At 45.4% G+C, this 22827-nt stretch carries 14 protein-coding genes; all 14 read right to left on the reverse strand.

Annotated features, from left to right (window positions below; genetic code table 11):
• Positions 1-8: 8 nt before the first annotated feature.
• On the reverse strand, positions 9-1103 hold the full coding sequence (gene pdxA, locus EL262_RS01975) for a 4-hydroxythreonine-4-phosphate dehydrogenase PdxA (protein ID WP_025837916.1): 1095 nt from the start codon (positions 1101-1103) through the stop codon (positions 9-11).
• Between the two features lie 114 nt (positions 1104-1217).
• Positions 1218-2249 carry a DUF4837 family protein gene (locus EL262_RS01980; RefSeq protein WP_051522703.1) on the reverse strand — a complete coding sequence of 344 codons (1032 nt, stop codon included), beginning with the start codon at positions 2247-2249 and terminating at the stop codon, positions 1218-1220.
• Between the two features lie 459 nt (positions 2250-2708).
• Complete coding sequence (locus tag EL262_RS01985; protein WP_159100513.1) at positions 2709-5468, reverse strand: M16 family metallopeptidase; 2760 nt, start codon at positions 5466-5468, stop codon at positions 2709-2711.
• A 113-nt stretch (positions 5469-5581) separates the two neighbouring features.
• Entirely contained in the window at positions 5582-6895 is a 1314-nt protein-coding gene (locus tag EL262_RS01990; RefSeq protein WP_025837918.1) for a thioredoxin domain-containing protein, read from the reverse strand.
• Positions 6896-6923: 28 nt separating this feature from the next.
• Positions 6924-7382: a hypothetical protein gene (locus tag EL262_RS01995; RefSeq protein WP_025837920.1), complete on the reverse strand. Its 459-nt coding sequence runs from the start codon at positions 7380-7382 to the stop codon at positions 6924-6926.
• A gap of 12 nt (positions 7383-7394) precedes the next feature.
• Complete coding sequence (locus EL262_RS02000) at positions 7395-8030, reverse strand: fasciclin (RefSeq protein ID WP_234394700.1); 636 nt, start codon at positions 8028-8030, stop codon at positions 7395-7397.
• Between the two features lie 18 nt (positions 8031-8048).
• On the reverse strand, positions 8049-9587 hold the full coding sequence (locus tag EL262_RS02005) for a RagB/SusD family nutrient uptake outer membrane protein (protein WP_025837924.1): 1539 nt from the start codon (positions 9585-9587) through the stop codon (positions 8049-8051).
• A 14-nt stretch (positions 9588-9601) separates the two neighbouring features.
• Positions 9602-13087 carry a SusC/RagA family TonB-linked outer membrane protein gene (locus tag EL262_RS02010; RefSeq protein WP_078735651.1) on the reverse strand — a complete coding sequence of 1162 codons (3486 nt, stop codon included), beginning with the start codon at positions 13085-13087 and terminating at the stop codon, positions 9602-9604.
• A gap of 604 nt (positions 13088-13691) precedes the next feature.
• Complete coding sequence (gene cbiD / locus EL262_RS02015; RefSeq protein ID WP_051522705.1) at positions 13692-15569, reverse strand: cobalt-precorrin-5B (C(1))-methyltransferase CbiD; 1878 nt, start codon at positions 15567-15569, stop codon at positions 13692-13694.
• 8 nt (positions 15570-15577) lie between these two features.
• The gene (gene cobI, locus EL262_RS02020) at positions 15578-16282 is read right to left on the reverse strand and encodes a precorrin-2 C(20)-methyltransferase (RefSeq protein ID WP_025837928.1); all 705 of its coding nucleotides are present in this window, start codon (positions 16280-16282) and stop codon (positions 15578-15580) included.
• An 11-nt stretch (positions 16283-16293) separates the two neighbouring features.
• Positions 16294-18147 carry a precorrin-4 C(11)-methyltransferase gene (cobM, locus tag EL262_RS02025; RefSeq protein WP_051522706.1) on the reverse strand — a complete coding sequence of 618 codons (1854 nt, stop codon included), beginning with the start codon at positions 18145-18147 and terminating at the stop codon, positions 16294-16296.
• A gap of 30 nt (positions 18148-18177) precedes the next feature.
• A complete protein-coding gene (locus tag EL262_RS02030) occupies positions 18178-19362 on the reverse strand; it encodes a bifunctional cobalt-precorrin-7 (C(5))-methyltransferase/cobalt-precorrin-6B (C(15))-methyltransferase (protein ID WP_025837932.1) in 1185 nt (394 codons plus the stop codon).
• Between the two features lie 9 nt (positions 19363-19371).
• Positions 19372-20778 carry a precorrin-3B C(17)-methyltransferase gene (gene cobJ / locus EL262_RS02035; RefSeq protein ID WP_078735650.1) on the reverse strand — a complete coding sequence of 469 codons (1407 nt, stop codon included), beginning with the start codon at positions 20776-20778 and terminating at the stop codon, positions 19372-19374.
• Between the two features lie 205 nt (positions 20779-20983).
• A complete protein-coding gene (locus EL262_RS02040) occupies positions 20984-22657 on the reverse strand; it encodes an AMP-binding protein (protein ID WP_025837934.1) in 1674 nt (557 codons plus the stop codon).
• Between the last annotated feature and the right edge of the window lie 170 nt (positions 22658-22827).

The raw sequence follows: 22827 nt of genomic DNA on the forward strand, positions 1-22827 counted from the left end.
TCTCTCTCTTAATGTTCGTCACTATCTCCCGTGAGATCCAGCTTGATGTTGTCATGTCCACGCTCGACAAATCTCTTTTTAAGAGGGTTTTGTCTTGCCTCATCATATCGACCTCTGTGGCGGATGATGTCTATGGCCTGATATATGGCATTTCTCATGGACTCTTCGTTGGCACGACCTTCGCCTGCAATGTCGTAGGCCGTCCCATGATCCGGTGAGGTGCGTACAACCGGTAGTCCGCAAGTGACATTGACCCCGACTTCCATAGCCATGAGCTTGAAGGGAATGAGCCCTTGATCATGATACATAGCCAACACTGCATCGAAGTTTTCGTACATATGGCTGCCCCAAAAACCATCAGGAGATATGGGGCCGAAGACAAATTTATCCTCCTGCCATGCTGCTTCGAGAGCCGGTGTGATGACATTTATCTCCTCTGTACCCAAGAGACCGTTCTCTCCACTATGAGGGTTTAGACCGAGGACAGCTATACGAGGTTTAATCACCCCGAAGTCTCTCTTGAGAGTCTGTTCGAGGTCGATGATGTTTTGATATACAAGCTCCTTTGTCAGTTTGGACGAAACATCCTTGAGTGGACAGTGCGATGTCACCACAGCCACTCTGAGATCGCCCGATACAAATAGCATCATATGTCTATGATCGGGGAACGGTTCGCTGAAGAACTCCGTGTGCCCATGATGAGAAAAGTCACTCGACTGTATTGTGTCCTTGTTGATAGGGGCTGTGACGACTGCATCTATGGCCCCATCCACCAAATCTGCTCTGGCATCCATGAGAGCTCTGGCAGCAAGCGTGCCGGCATATCTTGAGGGCTCTCCGGGAGAGACCTTTACCTCTACACCTTCTTCACTTGTCGCAACGATGTTGATGAGCCCATCTTGAGCCTCACTCCCCTTTTTGATGATATTGATCGGTGTGGTGGTGTTGATGTCCAGCATCTTTCGGTAGTACGAAAGGACTTGTGGCGAACCATAGATCACCGGTGTGAACAAGTCAAATATGGCAGGCTCGGAGAGAACCTTTAGTATGACTTCGTATCCGATACCATTGTAATCTCCGTGTGTTATACCTACTTTAATCATTTTATCTGTAGTCTTTTTCAAATAGTTTTATGATGAGCTGTTGTGAGGTGTCTCTGGAAGTGCCGGTCTCGGCACACACTCTCTCTGAAGTGTAAGAAGACCCTGTTATTGTTTTTATCTGGTTACTTTTATGGTAGATGTCTGTACCTCTGTACCTGTGGGGCGAAGAGTATAGAGGACACTTTCGCCGTTGAGGAGGAGGTTGCGCTTATCCTTGCCCGGGGCGAAGACAAATGCTTCGATCACGACAACTCGCCCATTGGCATTGTCTACCAAGGCATGCATCACGTATGGACCACCCATCATGTCTCCTTCCATTTGCCACAAGCCTCTCATCTCGGCACGGTACACACCGTCCAATTCGAAAGCTGTAAATTTCTGAGGAAAGCGTTTCTCTGTGGACATATATGAGTTGGGATACTCGCCCGGTATGTTTGCCATCATGACAGAGTCACGCATACGTACAAGATAGTTTGTGGTAAATGTGTTGGGGTCGGTATAAGGGAAGTCGTACACTACGATGTCGATACGACCCTTGGGATCTTGTGTGGACCCCCAGACGAAGCCTTTCTTCCCATTGACATACTTTATCTCTACCATCGGATTGGCAGTCACACCACCGATAGAGTCCTCGATCATCTTGGTCATCTTGGATGAATAGGTATGTGCCAGATCTCTACGACGTCGGCTCAACTCCTCCTTGTAATACAAATCAGAGAGATACTCCCTCTGTGATATCAGGAGCTCCTTCATGCTTTCAAGTGTAGGTGATTTTGCCGTGATGATGAGCTGACTTCCTGCAAATTCATCTCTGGAGATATGTAGCCCCGCACGAGTGTATTTCTGCTCGTCGATGTCTATGTAAAGGATGTTGCGAAAGATTCTGAAAAGCTTGTCAAACCCCGAGTGGGAAGTGTACATCATATCACAAGCCGGTTCTTCTTGAGGAAGTATGCCGATAGGACCTGAAAAGGTCTCTTCGATAGTCGCTTTGAACTCTTCGTTGTTGTGTGCATCCGGCAATACTGCAACCAGTTGAAGGGCTCTTCCGCTGGCTTCAAATGGTGTCTGTCTTCCCTTAGAACGACCACATCCCGTAAGGAGAGATATAGCTACCAATACGTAGAAAAAAGCATTTCGTCTCATAATAGAACTTTTTTATATGTTTCTCCACAAAGATAACATTTCTAAAGAGATTGCGCTCTTAGTCTCTTCTATAAATTCGTGTCTTGGTGTCGACTCCCAAGTGCAGATATCATCAAAGGCGGAGCTTTGTGGTAAGCATATTTCGTCTTGGAGACAGAGAAAGACTGAAGTTTCGATCCGAAGTCATTGTTTTCATTCGAGAGTTTTGGGGATTTGCCATGGGGAAATTCAACGATAATCGGATTGTCAGGAGGTTGCTGAAGGGATGATGTTACATCTAACGACCTTCGTCATCAAGTCTAACGACTTTCGTCATCAAGTTTAACGACTTTTTTGGAGGGATTCATCGAGAACTCCTGGCTATGGAGGAAGAGGGGAAAAAGCAAGGATTCGATGTAAGCTATATGAAAGATGCTTACATCGAATCCTTGAGAGTTGATATTTATCAAGCTTTACGCTTTAGTTTTGTATCCTACCGTAATGAGCTTGTTTGAAAGATTTGACGACAATGTCACGTTTCTTCGCTCCATCCATAATCTTCTTTGATAGGTTGATGACATCTTCCTTCGATATCTTTTCGATATCCTCTGAAGAGAAATCAGACTTGATAGAAGGCACTTCTCCCGTCTCTACATAAGTATTGAGAAGGACAATCCAAAGGAGAGGATTTTCAGATGGATCTTGAGCATTTTCACGACTTTCGAGGATCATTGGGACATGGACTTTTTTGAACTCATCGTTGGTGAACTTACCTGCGATGATGTCTTCCAATATCTGATAAGTCTTATCCTTCAAGTCCTTAACCTTGTCTTTTTCGGTACTGAACCTGATACCCAATGTTTCAGAAGGCTGAGGCAAGTGAGTGTAAGACGTGTTTACTCCGATACTGTAAGTGCCGCCATCTTTTTCTCTCAACTCCGCAAAGAGTCGATTTTGTAAGATGCCTTCAAGTATTTTCAGTGCCGCAACCTCGCTCTTAGAGAGCTCTTTAGAGTTAGAGAACGACAACTCTACCTCGCCCGAATCTCCTTCTTTCTCTACGTAAAATTCCTTTACGATCTCCTTTTCGGGAGAAGAGAAGTCCATGTAGCGTACTTTTTCACGCTGGCTTACCGGCTTCCCCGGAAGTGATGCGATGTAGCGTTGGACAAGCTCCTTGGCTCTCTCTTCGGAAATGTCTCCGATGACACAGAATGTAAATTCTCCTGCATTTCCAAAGCGTCCTTCAAATAAACGATACAGGTCGTCGTACTTCATCTTGTCGAAGAACGCAGTGTTTTCTTCAGGGTTGTATAATGACGCCGGGTAGAGTAGGGCATTGATGGAATCTTGTACCGCTGTCATACCAGCTGTGCCACGACCATTGAATATGTGTCTCTTGCGCTCTACAAATCTATTGAAGTCTTCTCGTTCGAAGCGATGCTTCGAGAGGATGAGATGTACATACTTAAAGAAGTCTTCTGCGGCTTCGACGGCAGAGTTGCCACCCAAGCCTTCGGTATAGTCTGTCAAAGAAAGTGATACCTCAAACTTCTTGTCTTTTACCCAGTTGTGTAGCTGATTACGGTTGTACTTATACAGCCCCGATCTCATCAGCAGAGACTGCATCGCTGAGTATGAAGGGAGGTCTTCCGGCTCAATGACAGAACGTCCTCCTTCACTTGAGGCAACGAAGTAGAACATGCCTGACATTTCAGGGACATTTTTATACACAACTCGCCCTCCATTGGCAAGCGTCCATTCCTTGGCATCAAGTCCCTTGATGACCTTATCTGAGATGATCTTACCTTGAGGTATCTCATAATCTATGAGCTGAGCAGGTATGGGATCTATCTTGACAGGCTTCATGGTAGGGGCAGCCTTCACTTTCGCTAGGATCCTATTGAAGTCATCAAGAGTGATATTCATTTCCTCCGGAGTCGCAGAATAAGTGATGAATGCAAGATTTTCATCTTTCATCCAAGAACGAATCCAGTCGTTAAACTCATCCCACTCAATCTCTGTGAGACGCTCAGAGTTTTCCAATAGCGTCGTGCGAAGGGTTTTAAGAGGTGCATCATAGAGGTAGTTTTGTTTGAACTGCTCCATGAGATTGTAAGGAGCTTCAAGGTTGCCTTGAGCCAATACCTCTTTCATGCCTTGGTACATACTTCCCTTGACATGCTCAAACTCTTCTTTGCCAAATCCCTCGCGACGAATCCACTCCCTGACACTCAAGACTTGTTCCAAGGCTTCCAAGCTACGGCCTGCATATGGCACTACATCCCATGCATTTTGATGATATGAACGTACAAAAGGGCCATAGCTGACGGATGCAGAGAGGAATGTCTCTGTGCCATCGTTGCGGATAAGTCCGAAGCGTGATGGCGCAAGAGAATTGAAGATCTGTATACAAAGACTTTCAAAGGTATAGTCTCTGTCCTTGCGATCGGCCGGAAGATAGACTCTTTGGTAGATACCAAAGGAGTTGTGGTGATTCTCCTTGTCGATAAATCTGAAATACTCCGGTGTCGTATTGTCGGGGATGGTTATTTCTGATCTGACAGGAGCCTTCTTGGGAGCCGGAATCGATCCGAATAGTTCCTTGACCTTTGCCTCGTACAAGTCGATATCAATATCTCCAATGATCATGATACTCTGAAGATCGGGACGATACCACTTCTTATAGAACTTCTTCAGATCTTTGGCTTTGACCTTTTTCAATTGTTCTACATGACCGATTACATTGCGATACGCATATTTTGTATCATTATGTAGTACCGAAGCTATAGACTCTGTGAGTCTGCGATCTACAGTATTGCGCACCCTCCACTCTTCCATGATGATGTTTCGTTCTTTGTCCACATCTTTAGGCTTGATGGATATACCATTGCACCAGTCCTTGATGATAAACATCACAGAGTCGATCAGAACGGTATTGGAGGTAGGTATCGAGCCAATCTGATAACGAGTCTCGTTGATACCGGTCGATGCATCAAAAGTCTTGATGCCATGCTCCATGAAAAAGGTCATGACACCTCGAGGAAAGTGATCTGTGGCATTGAATGCCATGTGTTCCAGGTAATGGGCAAAGCCTTGCTCATTATCATCCTCGAGAATAGCACCTACATTTTGGAAAAGATAGAAGTTTACCTCCCCGGGGTTGTAGTTGGTCTTCGCTATGTAGTATGTCATCCCATTGGGAAGTACATCCTTTCGAATTCCCTTAGGTTGTGCCATGGCAGAAAAAACACCCATGACACTTAGCACTATAGATAAAATAATATTGGGCAATCTCATATTTTTATCAGTCTTAAAAAATGCCTGAAGTTTATAAATCATAGAGATGCTGATCAACGCTCAAGGAGCTCCAACTCTTGTAACTTCATCTGGATAGCATACTGGATCATCTGTTGGGCAGTAGGCATATCCACCATCTGAAGAGATTCGGCAAAGGCTTGATTATAGTACTTACGAGCCTCTACATACTCCTTCATATTCTTGTAAGAGTCTCCAATCATTACCATAAAGTTAGCTTTGTCCATGACGCTCTCTTCTGACTTGAGTGCGATCTTGATCCATTCTATCGCTTGGCGGTGATGCTCCGGTTTGAGTTTGTCCCCGGTTGCATAGTACAACTCCTGAGCTACTCTACCATAGTCTGATGAGAGAGCTTCGTCACCCAATTTCTGAAAGTATTCTTTCATGAGACTGATGTACGTGTCAGGCTCTTTGTGCTTGTAAAGAGTATATATGGCATCGTAGTAGAGCTTGGACTTCTCATAAGGAGAAATCGATGTCCCTGTAACAACATCATAGGCTCCCTTGTAATCAGTTTTGATGCGTTCCAAATAGGTTTTGTAAGTAGCATCCCCTTCTTTGACAAGACGAGTCATCGTGTTGTCATTGTGCTCGATGATGTAGTAAGCTACTGCATCTCCTACGGCTTCTTTCCACTGAGGCAAGTTTGCGACCATGAATTCCACCATTTCTGATACTCCTTCCTCTTCAGTTCGTCCCAAAGCCGAGATGATGATATAGTCTTGTGCATTGATCAGTGCAGGACCTTTCTTAGCCTCGATATATGAGCGATATAGTTTACGAATACGCACGATCCACTTGTCAGCATCGATTCCTTCTTGTGTAGACAAAAAGCTTGGTGCTTGACGAAGGAGCTGCTGTTGGAGTTCAAGGTTATTCTTGTCCTTGCGATGCATATTGTACAACTCCTCAAAACCAATGGCTTCGCCTGCTGCAATCTTGGCAGCTTCGATGAGTGCCTCTGCTCCCATAGATCCTGTATTGATTGCAATAGGTGTACCATCTGACTTGAAGAACCCAAGAGTAGGGAATGCTTCAACTTTGTACTTTTCTGCAATGGCTTTATTCTGATCAGCCTCAGCATCAAGCTTCATGTTGATAAACTTGTCGTTGAAATACGCTCCTACCTTTTCTTGAGTGAATACGGTCTTTGCCATTCTCTTACATGGACCGCACCACTGTGCATAAAAGTCTACAAAGAGGAGTTTTTGTTCTTTTTGAGCGAGGGCAAGTCCTTCTTCAAAAGTCCCTTCAAAGAATTTGATTCCTTTCTCATTGCTCTCCTGTGCTTGTACAGCAAAGAGAGAGACTGCCAAATAGGCAATAAACAATATTTTAGCTCTCATAGTTTTGTGTTTTAATGTGTTGTTATGATTACTCTTCTACCACATCCTGTACAATGAAGGTCACTGCATCTTTGAGGATGTGAGAGTGCCCTTCGTTGTAGACGCGAATGCTGATGGTATAGTTGCCATTAGGTATTTCTTTGACACCTTCTTGGAAGATCTGTATCATACCTCCCCTTGTCGATACGTGCCCCGCTCTGACCATCTGTTCAAACTTTGTAGCATCACCTCCTTTGTCAACCTTGACAGAGTGGTATTCGTAATTGATGGGGTTTGTTCCTGCTACGCCTTGGATCGGCAGGGTAGTCCACGGTGCATTGTTTTTGGCACGAGGTGACTCCGGATCTATGTTGCGCGCAACATAGATCGTGTCCGGAATGAATACTGCCTTTGATGTGTTGAGATATCCCACCGGTATTTTATTGCAAGAATAGAATAATCCGAGGAGAAGGCCTACCATGATGGATAGTATATATTTTGTCTTCATACTCTAAAATGATTAAATGTCCTTTATCGTAAAATTGTAGTCCAAAGCTTGCACAACTCCGGTACGAGTTTTAATATCGGTTGAGGCAACCCTGATTCTCTTTTGGGTGTCGAGTGCGACGATCTGAATGGACTTCGCTCCGGCTTGAGGTACTCCACCAAAAGGTTCTTTTATGGTGTAAATCCAAAGTGTTTTACCAGAGAAAGTGGTGTACTTCTTGCCTCCTGTTCCGATGAGCTCATTTGTGTCTTCAGATGGTTTCCCTTCGATGAAGTCGTCCACCAGCATTGCCCCTGCGATGAGATTTGAGAGAATGATCTCTCTACATTCATCTGCGGGTATGTCTGTAACCTTTTGAAGATCATTTGTAAGGAGGTATCTGCGAATACTGTGGTTCGTGATACCGAAGAAGGTGATATCCTTACCATACTTACTCGTTCCGTCAAATATGTCTTTGACTCCGGCATGATTAGCCATCACCATTATTGAGTCCCAATTGTATGGATCAGCTTTGAAATAGTCCCACATGACCATGTCATGATCGCCATTCGATGAGCCTGTATCGACAATATCAAACTTGGTGCATGATGCCATAGTAAACATGGTGACTACGGCTGCAATAGTAAAATTCAATATATGTTTCATCATAATAAATTGTCAAATGAATTACATGTATAGACTCCAATATTTACCTTGATAAATGAGTGTATTGATGACTTGTCCGCTCTTGTCTTGATAAGCTGAAACAGGGATTGGCAAGAACAAAGCTCCATCTCTAATCTCTGCAGGGGTCAATACATTGAACTTTCCACGAAGTTCTGTGGACACATAGTTATTCCTCAATATATCGTAGTATCGGTGATCACTCTCAGCAAGAAGTTCTCGTTCACGTTCTCTGAAAATTGCTTTTTTAAGATCGCCATCATGAGGTGCAGGAAACGCAGTCGCTCCGGCACGCTCACGAACTTGATTAAGATCTCTGGTAGCCTCACCGTCTCTGCCAAGCTTAGCCAAACATTCGGCACGGAGTAGGATGATGTCAGCCAAGCGCCAGAAAGTATAGTGTGCATTGAGAGAGCGATAATATCCTCCATTGGGGTCAAACTGGTCGATGGTATAGACACTTTCTCTATACTTATTCATGATGGCATAATCCTGACCGTCCACGACATGAGGAGTGCCCCACTCATAGAAGTAAGCTTGACGTCTCTGGTCTCCCGCATCCGGATACATCTTCTCTACAGTAGAGGTGTACAAACGGTAGTTTGTCGAGAATTTTATATCTCCAAGCAAGACATATTTGTTCGTTGGCCAGCTTACATATCCCGAATAAGGGTTAGATGACACTGTATATTCTGATCTGTAACGGTCAAATGCGAAAACAAAAATTTCTTCCGGATTTTCCTGCATCGGGTTGGACAGAGCCTTGCATAGCTCTTCAGGATTGGGCTGTAGTGAGTAGTTACCCACTGTACCATCAATCAACTTCGATGCGTACTCTATAGACTTCCTATAAGCCTCCTGAGAGTCACCATCAAGCTTAAACAGATCAATCAATGACCCTTTCCAAGCATAGGCATGGGCAAGAAGTGCTGCGCATGAGCCTTTAGATGCAAACTGTTTGTTGGGAACCGGAGTTCCTGACATACGTTTAAGTTCGGCATGTACAGGCAAGATTGAGAAGCCTTCTTCTGCTGCAGATATGGAGGCGTCGATGACTTCCAACATTGAACTGAGCGGATATGCAGTCAGTCGTTCTGAATTCTCAGTGACTACGGCTACTCCAAAGTTTCTTGACAAGGAGAAGTAGGATAAACCCTTTGCAAAAAGGGCCTGCCCTCTATGATAATTCTTTCGATCCTCAGACAAGTTTTTCGTACGATGGATATTGTCCAATAGGAGGTTGGAAGAGTATATCGTGTTGTAGAAATTTGTCCAACTAGGGTTTCTTCTTTTTACAGCGATAGGACTCCAATCCCTCAACTCTTCTCCATCTCTGATTTCGTCAGCGATGGTTCCAAGCTCATACCCGATGGCAAGATCCGGAATCGTAGAGAGATGAAGATGTATGGTCGACGTTGTTGTATTGAGGTCTGTCTCTGTGACAAATGCATTTGTATAGGTCAAGGCATTCTCCGGGATCAAGTCCAAGTTGCATGAACTAAGGAGAAGAGTAGACAGGGTCAGGGCGTATATCTTTTTCATATTTCCATGTTCTGTTAAAATTTAATATTCAGACCAACAGTAAACTTTCTGTTGAGCGGATAGCTATCTCCGGTATCCTTCCCTGTATGAGGATCGATGATCTCCGGATCTATACCTGAGTAGTTTGTGAGCAAGAACAAGTTCTCTCCGGACAAATATACACGAAGGGTCTTCATCCCCAATTTTTTAGTGTATGTCTCCGGTATGGTGTAAGATAGGATAAGCTGCTTAAGTCTGAGGAAGCTGACATTCTCTATATTGGATGCGATATCTCCATCGAACTGTCCTCTATAACCATTATCAGAGAATTCCAATGATGGGTAGTCCGCATTGTCACCCGGCTTTTCCCAGAATTTATACCTTTCGGGATCATCCATGAGTGTGCCGAAAGATTTGTTGAAGTTAAATGCACTGCTTTTCACCATATTCATTACTTTACGAGAGAGCGAATAGTTGAAGAGCATATTCAGCCTGAAGCCTTTCCACGAGAAAGTGTTGGTAAAACCTCCATAAGCAAGAGGAATCGTACTGCCGGCATAGTATCTGTCTTGAAGGTCGATCCTTCCGTCAGAATTTTGGTCTTTGATCTTGCGTCCTCCGACTCTGAGTGGATACTGTTCGCCACCTATGTAGAGAGGGCGACGATAACCTCTTTGGTCATAATAGTAAGGTATTTCTTCTTCTCTTTGGACAATACCTTCATCCTTGTAGGTGTAGATTCCGTAGATCGGACGTCCAAGGACCTTGTCATCCAAGTCAATATTGCCATATGACTTTCTGAACATATTCCAGTTGCGAGAGATATTGAAGTCTACACTCCAATTGAATGCCTTATCTCTTAGGATATCTGCGTGTAGCTCAAGCTCCACACCTTCATTTGATATGGCAGAAGAGTTGTCCCACTTTTCGCTCAACAGATATACGTCTCCGGGGAGGGGGATCTGCATTAGGAGAGCACTGGAGTATTTGTAGTAGTAGTCGAGTTTTAGCTTCAAGCGATAGTTGAGGAGGTCAAGGTCAAGACCGAAGTCGTACTGATCACTCTTCTCCCAAGTCAATTTGTTATTGGCGATGATCGATGGCTGCAAGCCCAACTCTCCAAAAAAGTTGTTATTCTCTTGCATGATACCGTGAGCGAGATAGGCTTCTTGGAACTTCTGACCCGAACGTCCCCATGAAGCTCTAAGCTTACCAAAGCTCAACCACCAGAAGTCTCTCATGAATGGTTCATAACTGAATGCCCAACCAAGAGCGACAGCAGGGAACATACCCCACCTTACCTTGCTACCAAATACAGAAGATCCGTCAGAACGTAACGAAAGGTCTGCAAGATACTTCTTCTTGTAGTTGTAGGAGAAGCGCCCCAAATAACTCATCATGATCTGCTCTTCAAAGTTTGTAGTAACCTTTTGGAGAGCTTCGTGATTTCCGGCTGCATCGATGCGGATCTGAGGCCAAGCGTCCCCTATATAGTGGATGTTATTACCCGGTCCACCATATGCCATGCCTGTGATAGACTCTATCGCATCTCTGTTGAAGGTGACACCACCTGTGAAATCAAAATTGTGAGTATCTCCGATGTTTTTGGTGTAGTTGAAGATATTCTCATTTTGAATAGAAGTCATCCCATAGACTCGTCCTTGTGAGCTTGTGAGATTGTTAAAGTTGAGGTAGTTTGGTGTAAATCGGTTAGATCGAGTCAAGTAGTGATTTACAGCAGCTGAAGAACTAAGAGTAAGGCCCTTGATTACGTTGTATTGTAGCCCAAGATTGAGTCTTACGTTGTAGTTGCTGTTTTTCTCTTCAATATCTCGAAGCTGTTGTACAGCTATTTCTTCTGCTATAGAACCCTTCCCAGGGAGTAGAGAAGGGGTTTGCTTAGGGTCTATTGTTAGTCCCTGTGCACGACCCTGATCACCTCCAGCTTTGCTCATGTATGCGAGATTCACGTTTGCAAACCCCTTGAGTTTTGGTGTTAGGTTTATATCAAGATTGGACATGAAGCTGACACGGCTGAACTTTGAGTTGATCATAATACCACTCTCATCGTACACACCGGTACTTATCATATATCTTACGTTCTCTGTCCCACCTGTCGCAGTGAGGTCAGCCTTTACGACCTTTCCGACACGGAATGCATAATCGTACCAGTTCGTTCTGTTGTTATAGAATGTGTTGAGAGAGTCCTGTACGAGTGTTGGTAAACGTCTGTCTTCATCCAAGAGGTTACCATTGCGCCATAAATAGTCGTAGGAACCACCATAGTTAGGATCCCAGCCATAGCTGTCTTTATGGTTCTTGGGGATGATACTACTTTCTGTTCCCCAATCATAGTTCGCAATGACCTGCTTTTTCGCCTGCTTGATACGGAAGTCTCTCTCTCTCTTACCGATCACTTGAAGAGGGGTACGAGGTAGCCATGTAAAAGACTGAGAAACACTTACGTTGAACTCGCTTTTTCCGGCTTTCCCCTTTTTTGTTGTGACCAAAACGACCCCATTACCTGCACGAGAACCATAAAGGATCGCTGACGCAGCATCCTTAAGAACCTCTACAGACTCGATCGTCGATGGATCCAAACTTGCCAACGGGTTGATCCCGGCAGTCTCTTCTGAAGAGTCTGTCTTCACCGGTACACCGTCAATGACGAATAGCGGAGAACCATTGTTTATACCCTTCTGATTCAAAGAGCTATGTCCACGTATTACAATGCTTGTGCCGCCACCACCAGGAGAACCGGAGAGGTTGGTTACTTCGACCCCGGACATTTGTCCTTGAAGTAATGTTTCGACTGAAGGAGTAGGCATGTCTTGTATGCGTTCTCCTTTGATCGAAGACATTGAGCCGACGATCTCTCTTGTGTTACGCTCCCCATAAGCGATGACAGAGACCTCCCCAAGCGTGTTTACAGACTCTTTCATTACTATTTTTATCGGTTTGCCCACGGTGTACTTTACAGTCTGTGGTTCAAACCCTACGCTGGTTACGATGATCTCTCCCTGATTGGCATTGACCTCCAACTTGAAGTCTCCGTCAAGCCCTGTCCTACAACCGGACTTTGTCCCCTTGAGCTGTATCGTTACATAGGGTAGGGGGCTACCATTGGCTTCCTGCACAACCCCGGTTATTGACTTGCCGGTCTGTGCAGCAGTTGAGGCCGTTTGAAGTTTGTAGACTGTTACCTTTTTCCCCTCTACCTTGTAGGTAAATGGAGAGCCATTAAGGATTTCTTGGATGGCTTTTAGTGGTGCAGCATTGTCAAAAGAAACTGTCAATGTCTTAGGATAAGACTTGACGTCATTGTCATAGGTAACACTATATTCCGTCTGAGCCGAAATGAAATCCAGTATTGATGCCAGGCTCTTTTCTCTGAAGGAAACGGAAACCACCTTCTTCTTCACTTGTGCACGAACCTCATTGGTCAGGGCATAGTTCGTTCCCAAAATCAGGGATAGCCCTATGAGTAGTCGTCCAACATTTACAAATAGTCTATTCATCATAAGAAATAGTACACCCTTAACACAATTTGATTGAGTGATGAAAAAAATGATCCCCGCAGGCAGTATAAGGGGTACACATAAAATCCTGCCCGGAGGAGCATTTCAAAACTAAAAATATATGAGCCCAAAGATATACAAAAAAAGAACGCATAATAGTAATATTAACAACCGCAACCCTTGTGATAACTAAGAGTTAACAACTGTATTAGGTGCTAGGATATGATAAAATATATAGGGAGTTCTTTATCTCGATATTAAAACGATAGAATCCCGTCTTTTTTTATTTCTTTTATCTGCCTCTTGTCCTTATCTGTCGACATGTCTGTGTTTGGTGAGAGTTTATCTTCGGGGATTTATTTTTTGATTATTTAATATCTGATATGTTTGCTGGGTTTGTTCGTAAATATTTTTATGATCTGTGGATGCTTTTACTTGTGCTTTGTGATGTTATATAAGTAAATACTTGTTCTTGTCCTTATTATGAAAAAAATAACACAATGCTTATGAGTTTCTATATGATTATTTCAATATCCCATCTGTTGCTCATTATCAGAATAATACCATTGAACCTATTGTAATAACACAATAGTATTTTTTGCAAGCTTTAGTGAATGAGTTCACCGGACTCTGTTATGAGGAAGATTGTAATGGTTCCTTCCGGAATCAGAGGGGCACAGACTTCGTAGCATTTGTGAGCAAGGAGGGTATAAAATGGAGTTGTGGTTTGTGGATCCTTGGTGCGATATTTCGGAATGATTTCCCATATTTCTCTGGCCAAGGTAATTTTTGAGATAGCCTCAATTTCGTTCGATGTGCACCCTGCTTCTTGGGCAAGAGACCGGATGAAGTCTTTGTTCATCACCACTTTCTTGCTATGGGTATCAAGGTTGCCCTCTGCAAGTTTGACTGCCTTACCGATCATTACGCCCATGGTGAGGTGCTTGAAGCCTTCTTCAGCTGCAGCTTTTACTGTCTCTCCGATAAAATTCCCATAGTGAACAAATCCTTGAGAGGGTAGGTCAGGATAAAGGGCTCTAAGATACTTTTCGCTTTTCGCTCCTGAGTTGATAACAAGGCGGTCAAGTCCCATAGATTTAGCTACGCGTACTTCTGCTTTTATCGAATTGACAAATGCTTCTGATGAAAAAGGCTTGACTATTCCGGAGGTGCCTATGATGGAGATGCCTCCGATGATGCCAATTTTGGGATTGAAGGTTCGTTTGGCGAGTTCTGCTCCTGCAGGGACAGAGATGATGATGTCCACACCTATGGATGTGTCTTCGCAGTAAAGGTGACGGAGGCGAGTGATTTCACGTATCATCATCATGCGAGGGGTGGGGTTGATTGCTGGCTCTCCGATCTTCAATCCTAAGCCGGGAAGAGTCACCACCCCCACCCCTTTTCCTTGTAAAAAGCGAATATCGGAATGGGTGTCATTCAGAGCGACAGTTGAGCAGATGGCTGTACCGTTTGTGACATCGGGGTCATCCCCCGAGTATTTTTTTACCACACACGTTACTTTTTCTTCCGAAGAGATGTCTGTGGTTTCGATAGGTATGGTTATAGGTTCATCGTTTGGGAGAGATATGGTACATTCGCCAAGTATCTTTCCGGTAAGTAGTGTTGTCATTGCAGCCGTTGTTGCCGCTGTTGCGCACGAACCGGTTGTGTAGCCGATCTTCAAGTCATAGAAGAGCGGTAGTATCTCTTCGATGGATCGTCTGAGTCCATACTTGCCGTAGACGATAGAATGGGGAGGATAAGGTAAGGCTGGGCGACGTATCACCAAGACGGGGATCCCCATTTCGAGAGCTACATCGGTCTTGTCTGTAAACCCTCCGGCATCTCCACTCTCCTTGGTTATGATTGCCTGTGGTCGGATGCGTTGAAAGAGACTTCTGTCATCTCTTGTCTCATCATAGAAGAGGATACGCTCTCTGGGAAAAGAGGCTTTGTCTACTTCTTCGAGAGACTCAGGGCGTTTCATTATACGGAAATAAGTCTCTTCGTGTCGCTGCCAAAAGTCCTTTAGTGCTTTGATGGTATTGACTCCGGTAAGTGCCAATAGTCTTGTGATACCTTGTTTCTCCATATAACTTATGGCTTCAGTATAGGTGTCGAACCAGTGCATTTGGTCGTTACGTTCGGGAAACTTTCGTTCGATGCGCACGACCGGGATATCACATACATTGGCGGTCATTCCTATATTTCGATGTACATTCATCGCGAAAGGATGAGCAGCATCGATGATAAGTCCGATATCATTTTGTCTACAAAAGTCTGTCATCTCCATGGCATCGAAGCCCCCTGAAATTCTTATACCATGGACACAATCGATCTTTTGAGAGTCGCTCTTGGTAGAGTAATAATAGGGTTTGTTGGCTTCGTCACAAGTCTGTACTGCGATTCTGCCTTCGGTTGTGCCTCCGATGATGAGAATTTTTGGAGGTACGACTGATGTGTCGTGGGAGACATTTGACATAGACGAAACTATCTCTTGATGATCATTATGGCAAAGTAAGGAAACTTTCGAGAGCGGATGAAATCCCTATCAGACGTGTAGATCTCCCTATCCGGTAGTCCGACATTTTCAAAGTAATGAAATGTGGCATCCGGGATGCTTTGCATCGCTTTCTTGATGGCTTCTTCGTGCAGGGACAGCTTCATGATAACGACGGTTCCACCCTGACCCAAGATGGCTGAGATACGTTCGGTCGTGATATTTGTCGGGATGACATTGAGCACTTCATCTTGGCTTACGATGTGTAGCCGTGCCAATGCACCACAAGCTATGAAGGCCGGTACGCCTGCCACACGTCCTGTGTCTATTCCCATCTCAAAGAGGTAATCCGAAATATAATGTGCTGATGAGTAAAACCCACAGTCGCCCTCTGCAACGAATGCGATTTCTTTGCCACTCTCATAATCTTCACGAATTCTTTTTGCAACTGTAAGGTAAGCCTCCTCAGCACCACTGCGTTCTCTGCTCATTGGGACATGAAAGAGCTCGATCTTTTGTTTGTCAATCCCAACTTCCAGCATGATGTCCAATGAACGAGAGACTACCTTTTCTTTGAGTATGGTTGCAGGGCAGTATATGGTATCAACCTTTTGTAATGTCCTTAGAGCCTTTAAGGTGATCAGTTCGGGATCTCCCGGGCCGAGGGAGACACAGATGGGTAAAGTTGTAGACATATGCTTGGGTATTACTTTCGGAATAGGTGTTTGAATTCGTCTGCATACAGGCGAGACAAGCCTTGTCGGTTGTCTATGGCATCACCCACTACGATCATTGTTGTAAGTGTGAGTCCATTTTCCTTTACAATTTTAGCTAAGTTCCGGAGTTGACCACGATAGATGCGCTCGTCCTTCCAAGTCAGTTTATAGCAGGCTGCAACAGGCGTCTGCGGTGGGTAGTGTTCGAGAAGTTGTTGTTGGACATCATCGACGATACCCGCACTTAGGAAGATGCACATTGTGCTGCGAGATCGAGCCAGTTGGTGCAGTTTTTCACCATCGGGCATCGGTGTGCGCCCTTCTCCTCGTGTTAGGATTATAGTTTGCACCTTTTCTGGTATGGTAAACTGACTGCGAAGTGCAGCTGCCGCAGCTTGAAATGAGGATATTCCGGGGGTGATATGATATGATATTCCGTGGGCGTCGAAGAGAGCCATTTGCTCTTGTATGGCTCCATAGATACAAGGGTCTCCTGTATGTAGGCGAACGATAAGTTTTCCTTTGTCGTAGAACTCCTTCATAATCTCGAACTGTTCTTCAAGACTCATTGATGCAGAGCTTCGTACGACTGCACCAGGCTTTGCATAGTGAGTCAGTTCGATGGGCACGAGACTACCCGCATATAGGATAAGATCCGCCCTCTCAAGGAAGTGCTTACCTCTCACCGAAACAAGTTCGGGATCTCCCGGGCCTGCACCTACTATTTCTATGTGACCGCTACGCAAAGCAGATCTGTCCATAGCTAATGCAAAGGTAAAGTCATTGCCCTCTGAGAGTTTCCCCTTTTGTTTTTCGAGGATGAGAAGTCCGAACTCCGATGATTGCAGAGCAGATGCTTCCGATACGCTCGGAGAGGATGTTACCTCTTCGACCTTTGCAGATGGGTTGGGAATATCTACCTTTTCCAATTCTTGTGCTGTATAGATGTTGGTTGGTACTCCCCATTGTTCGGCCAATGTGTGTAATAGAGGCTCCTCTTTTTTTAGTTCGATCGTCGAGATTGAGGCGATGGACTCCACCGCTATATTGTGCTCAGAGAGATACGAAGAAATATACTCGGGGATACCTGCCGGCGAACATAGACGTCTGCAACCCAATCCAAGACGAAGCACTTTCGGATGGAAATATATTGTCGGGATAGTAGTCTCGGGATATTTGAAAGGCGAAACTGCAATCAATAGTTCATATCCTGCCAAGGGGATATCCTTATAGGTATAGAAGACGGTCACGTGATCGGGTGCAGTGCGTTCAAGGTAGTCCGTCCCTTTGTCTCTGATGTCGAGGAGCAGGGCCGTCTTTTTCCTATTGACAAACAAGGTTAGCGGAAGGTTGAAGTTTGACTCTGACGAGCGGGTGTTCCAACCAAAACGAGTCCCAAGTGTATCGAGTGCCCATAGTCCCGTGCTGTCGCTCTTCGTTGAGATTACCTCCTCAGCTCCCAATATGCGAGCCAAGTGAGAGGTCAGGTCATTGGCTCCTCCCACGTGTCCTGAGAGGACCGAGACGACATAACGACCGGTGCTATCGATGTTGACGACAGCCGGGTCCGTATGTTTATCTTTTATGTGTGGTGCGATGCTACGGACACAGATACCCATTGCACCGATGAATATCAGGCCTTCGACTTGGTCAAAGAGGTGGGCGACTGTCTCCGCAAGCGAAGAGACTACCTCACCACCTTCAATTGCTGACTTGGCAAAGATCTTGGCACTTGGAAGCTCTTTTTGTATCGTAAGAGCCAAATGTTTGCTATCCTCGGATACGAGGATTATAGCCAGTGTCGGTTCTGATGTTGTTGCCTTTGAAATAGGTTGACTGGGCATGATATCTATGCTTATTTTGTGTGATCAGAATTAGTTCTTAATAGCTTTCATTACCTCTATCGGGTTGTGCTCGTCTACCTCAAGGCGGATTCCCGGTTGCATAAGTAATCCACACTCTTTGACCGCACTCTCGAAGAGCCGACGACTTTCTTCCGAAACCGAATTGAATACGATCGGAGCACCCGAAGGCATCAGAGCACTCATCTTGCGTACGATCTCTGACATCCGTCCTCCATGACCTCCGATAAACACTGCATCCGGTGTAGGGTATGCTGAGACATCCAAGTCTGCGAAGTCACCATACACTGCGACAATGCCCGGGGTGCCAAATCTTTGTGTGTTTTGTTCCATCAGACTATTGCCCTCCTCTCTACGTTCGAAAGAGATCACTTGAAGGTGAGGGAACTGTAGCTTGGCTTCTATGCTGACCGAGCCCGTGCAGAAGCCTATATCCCAAAATGTCTTAGCTTCACGAAGGTCCAGCATAGCGAGCGAGAGCAGGCGTATCGGCATCTTTGTGATCATTTTGGCACGTCCGTTGAGTAGATAGAACTCACTCTCCGGCAGTCCCAGTCTTCTGACCTTTTTGTAGGTGCGATGCAGGATGAGATTGTTTGGGTAAGCAAACTCCTTATCCAACACCTCTTGGAGAGTATGCGTCGATACTTGTTCGCACTCTGAGTTTCCCAAGAGTTCTCCTACGGTCATCGTGTAGTTGTCGTAGCCATAGTGAAGCATTCGTTGGGCTATGGTTCTTGGTGTATGTACATTTTTGTCCGTCAGTACACCTATCTTTTCGTACCCCGTGATGAGAGCTTCGTCAAACTTATCCCATGGCCTGCCGGTCAGGGAGACGATGTGCATATCTTGATAAGGCATCAAGAGACGGTGAGCCAAGAGTTGTAATGAGTTGAAGAATGGGTACACCTTGATTCCCCTCTCCGGTATCTCTCGTAAGAGTGTGTTAGCAAAGCCGAAGAACAGAGGATCACCTGAGGCAAATACGACCACATCCTCATGCTCGCGGTACGCATCCATAACCTTCGATAGCGGTACGATGATGGGTATCCACTCGTGTTCGGAGGGGAGGTAGGGCTTTATGATCTCATAGTGTCTGGCTCCTCCCGAGAAGACACGATGCCTCTCAATGATCTCTAACACTGATGGAGCAAGGTGTTGCTCCCTATTATCGTCTATGCCTATAACGTAAAACATAAGCCAAACTTACAGGTCTCTGCCGGGACGAAGCAGGTGAGCATCATCGTAAGACAATATCGAATTGACGAGTGTCGCTGCGAGGTTGCTACCTCCCTTACGACCATCGACGATGATCTTAGGGACATTGACAAAGGGTTTGACCATATGCTTCGACTCTCTTACATTGACAAAGCCCACCGGTGCAGCGATGATGCCTGACGGGTTGGCTTGTCCTTTGCGGACAAGTTCGCATAGCTCCATGAGAGCTGTCGGTGCATTGCCGAAAGCAAATAGGGCATCCGGATGCTCTTTCACTGCCAAACGGATACCGGCCTGTGTACGGGTTATACCCTTCTCTTTTGCCATCTCAGCCACACGAGGATCATTGAGGTAACACTTCGCCTCTATGCCCATACGGTCGAGTGCTCCTTTTCGTATGCCTGATACCACCATAGTGACGTCTGTAATGATGTGTTTGAGACGACCCGATACGAAGGCCTCGTGTAGACCTTCGACCGCGCCCTCGTCCACGTACAGGATGTTCTCCATATCGAAGTCCGCCGTTGTATGTATGGAGTGAAGCAGAGACCACTTTTTACCCAAAGGTATGTCTCTATTTTTTAGCTCGCTGTCTATCGTGCGGAAGCTCTTGATCATGATCTCCTGACCGATCTTGTCCGCTTCGATGTCCTCGTCTCGATAATAGCCTCTTGGTGTCACCATACGTCCCTCAGAGTTGTATGTCTGAGAATTACCGATAATCACTACCGTGAACATATCTGTGGCCTCAGGTTCAAACTCTTTCAGTGTCGTCAGAGTCACCTCCTGATCCTCGCGTCCAGCTTGGCGTACATAGCCCACAGGAGTATTGGGATCACGATCAAGGAGGAATAGTTCTTTGAGTCGGTTGAGTTGCCAGTAACGCCCCACACTGCGAGGATTATAAATGGCTGTCACGAAGTCCGCTTGTGCAGCTGCGATGATGCGTTTCTCTATCTTATCCCAAGGAGTCATGAGGTCCGACATCGAGATGACGCAGAAGTCGTGTCCCATGGGAGCACCCAAGAGGGATGCCGCCTTTTGAAATGCACTGATGCCCGGTAGGGCAACGACTTCGATGTCACTCTTCTTCTCATCCTTCATCTCGAAGATCAGAGGAGACATACCGTAGATGCCTGCATCGCCCGAACTGATCACGCACACGACTTTTCCCTCCTCTGCATATCTGAAAGCCTCTTCGGCGCGTTCACGCTCCTTCTTCATCCCTGTGTCTATACACACGGCATCGGGCTTGATGATATCTTCTACAAATGTGAAGTAATATTTATATCCGACAATGACATCCGACATCGCTACTGCTTCATATACGGCAGGGGTGATGTCTTCTTTGCCTCCCGGACCGAGCCCTGCGATGATTATCTTTCCTCTTGACATATCTTTATATGAGGTGTTATGGTGGTAAAAACGGTTTTTAGGTAAAACCAATATATCTCTCTTTTGTTTGCACGGAGAATCGGATAACTCCGAGACTGTATGGGTGGATTCGTCCCAAACGAATTTTATCGAAAAAAGAAGTGCCGGATGAAGGCAAGACTTCATTCAGCACTTCAAGGTTCAAATATTATGTGTGTTGTGGAGATCAGTCTGCTTTGTAGAGGTATCTCTTGATACTCTTTTTAGGCGTCTTTTCGAACTCCTGATCCATCAATCTGAACTCCGCGACACGCTCATACGCCGCAAGATTTTGGTTGAGTAAGGCACGGTTCTCTGACATCACCTTTTGGATACCTTCGGGTGTCGTGATGTTGTCAGCCTTGAGGGTCGTCTCATCAGGATAAATGAGAGCGACGAGTTGATGGTCTTTTCTTTGTAGTACAAGAGACTCTGCTATGTAAGGGAGAAGATTGAGTTTTGCTTCGATCTCTTCAGGGTATATGTTCTGCCCTGAGGGTCCGAGTAGCATACTCTTACTGCGACCTTTGATGAAGATGTTGCCATGCTTGTCGATCATGCCGAGGTCGCCTGTGCGTAGCCACCCATCGGAAGTGAATAGAGCCATGGTTGCACTCTCATTTTTGTAGTACCCTTTACACACATGTTCGCCACGTACTTGGATCTCACCCACACCGGGCTCTTGTGACTCCGGTACATCGGCTATGCGTACCTCCATCAGGCCGGGGAGTATCTTACCGCAAGAAAGTGGGGCATATTTTTTGTTGTTTTCGTAAGAGATCAGTGGGGCACACTCGGTCATGCCATAGCCGACGGTGTATGGAAACTTGATCTTGTGTAAGAAGTGTGTCACTTCTTCACTCAGTGCCGCGCCTCCGACGATGAACTCTCTGAACTCTCCCCCCATGGCGTCGATGAGCTTTTTGCGAATCTTACCGTAGATGATACTCTTGACGATAGGCAGGCTGAGTAGAACTCTCATTGAGAACTTACGCAACGTGGGCACAAGGACATTCTTGTACATCTTCTCAAGGATAAGAGGTACGCTGATGATGAGGTGTGGACGCACATCCGCAAAGGCTTTCATCAAGATGCGTGGAGTGGGGAGTGATCCCAGCATATACACGTGCGCTCCGGCCTCGATCGGTGCAAGGAAGTTGAATGCACAGCCATAGGCATGTGCATTGGGGAGGAAGCTAAGGATGCGTTCCGATCTGCGAATGATCCGATTGATCTTTGCAAACACAACGTTGCCCGCAAGATTGTTGGCTGTGATGATGACCCCCTTGCTGAATCCGGTTGTGCCTGAGGTGTAATTGATGAGAAGGACTTCTTCGTTGCTTATCTCCTTGTATTTAACATCATCCTTGGTGAAGCCGTTGGGATATTTGTTGGCGAACAAAGCTTCGACATCAAGACTGCGAGCGACCTCGTTACGTGTAAGTCTCATGTCTGTCTTGAGTGTCTCTATATCTATTACTGTGTGGACTTGAGGCATTGCTTCGCTTTGAAGCATCTCCATGTGAGTGCCGGTAGAGAAGACCACCTTCGAGTCACTGTGGGTGATGATGTTGTGGATGTCTTCGGGTTGGAAGTCCGGCAGGATAGGTACGATGATTGCTCCATAAGTGACCACACCCATATAAACCATACACCACTCCGAACTGTCTTTCGCTACGATGGTGACTTTGTCTCCATGTTCGACACCGATCTTTTCGAGTATCAAGTGTACTTTAGCCGCCCACTTAGCCATGTCTGCATAGCTGTAAGTATTTCCGGTAGAGTAGTTTGTGTATGCTGGTAGAGACCAGTTTTCTTTGAAAGAAGTCTCGTATAGTTTGATAAAATTCTCTTTGACCATATAGTGTTAGTTATTGCACATCCTGTGTGTTAATGTGCAAAAGTATAAATTCTTTCTGACACATGGTGCATCATATCGATTAAAATCACAAATGATAACAATTTGTCTAAAGAGGGTATGGTATATGTTCTGAAATGATTTTAATGTGTTAAGCGATTAATATACAGTTC

It is taken from the genome of Porphyromonas cangingivalis, assembly GCF_900638305.1.
In the GTDB taxonomy this organism is placed as follows: Bacteria; Bacteroidota; Bacteroidia; order Bacteroidales; family Porphyromonadaceae; genus Porphyromonas_A; species Porphyromonas_A cangingivalis.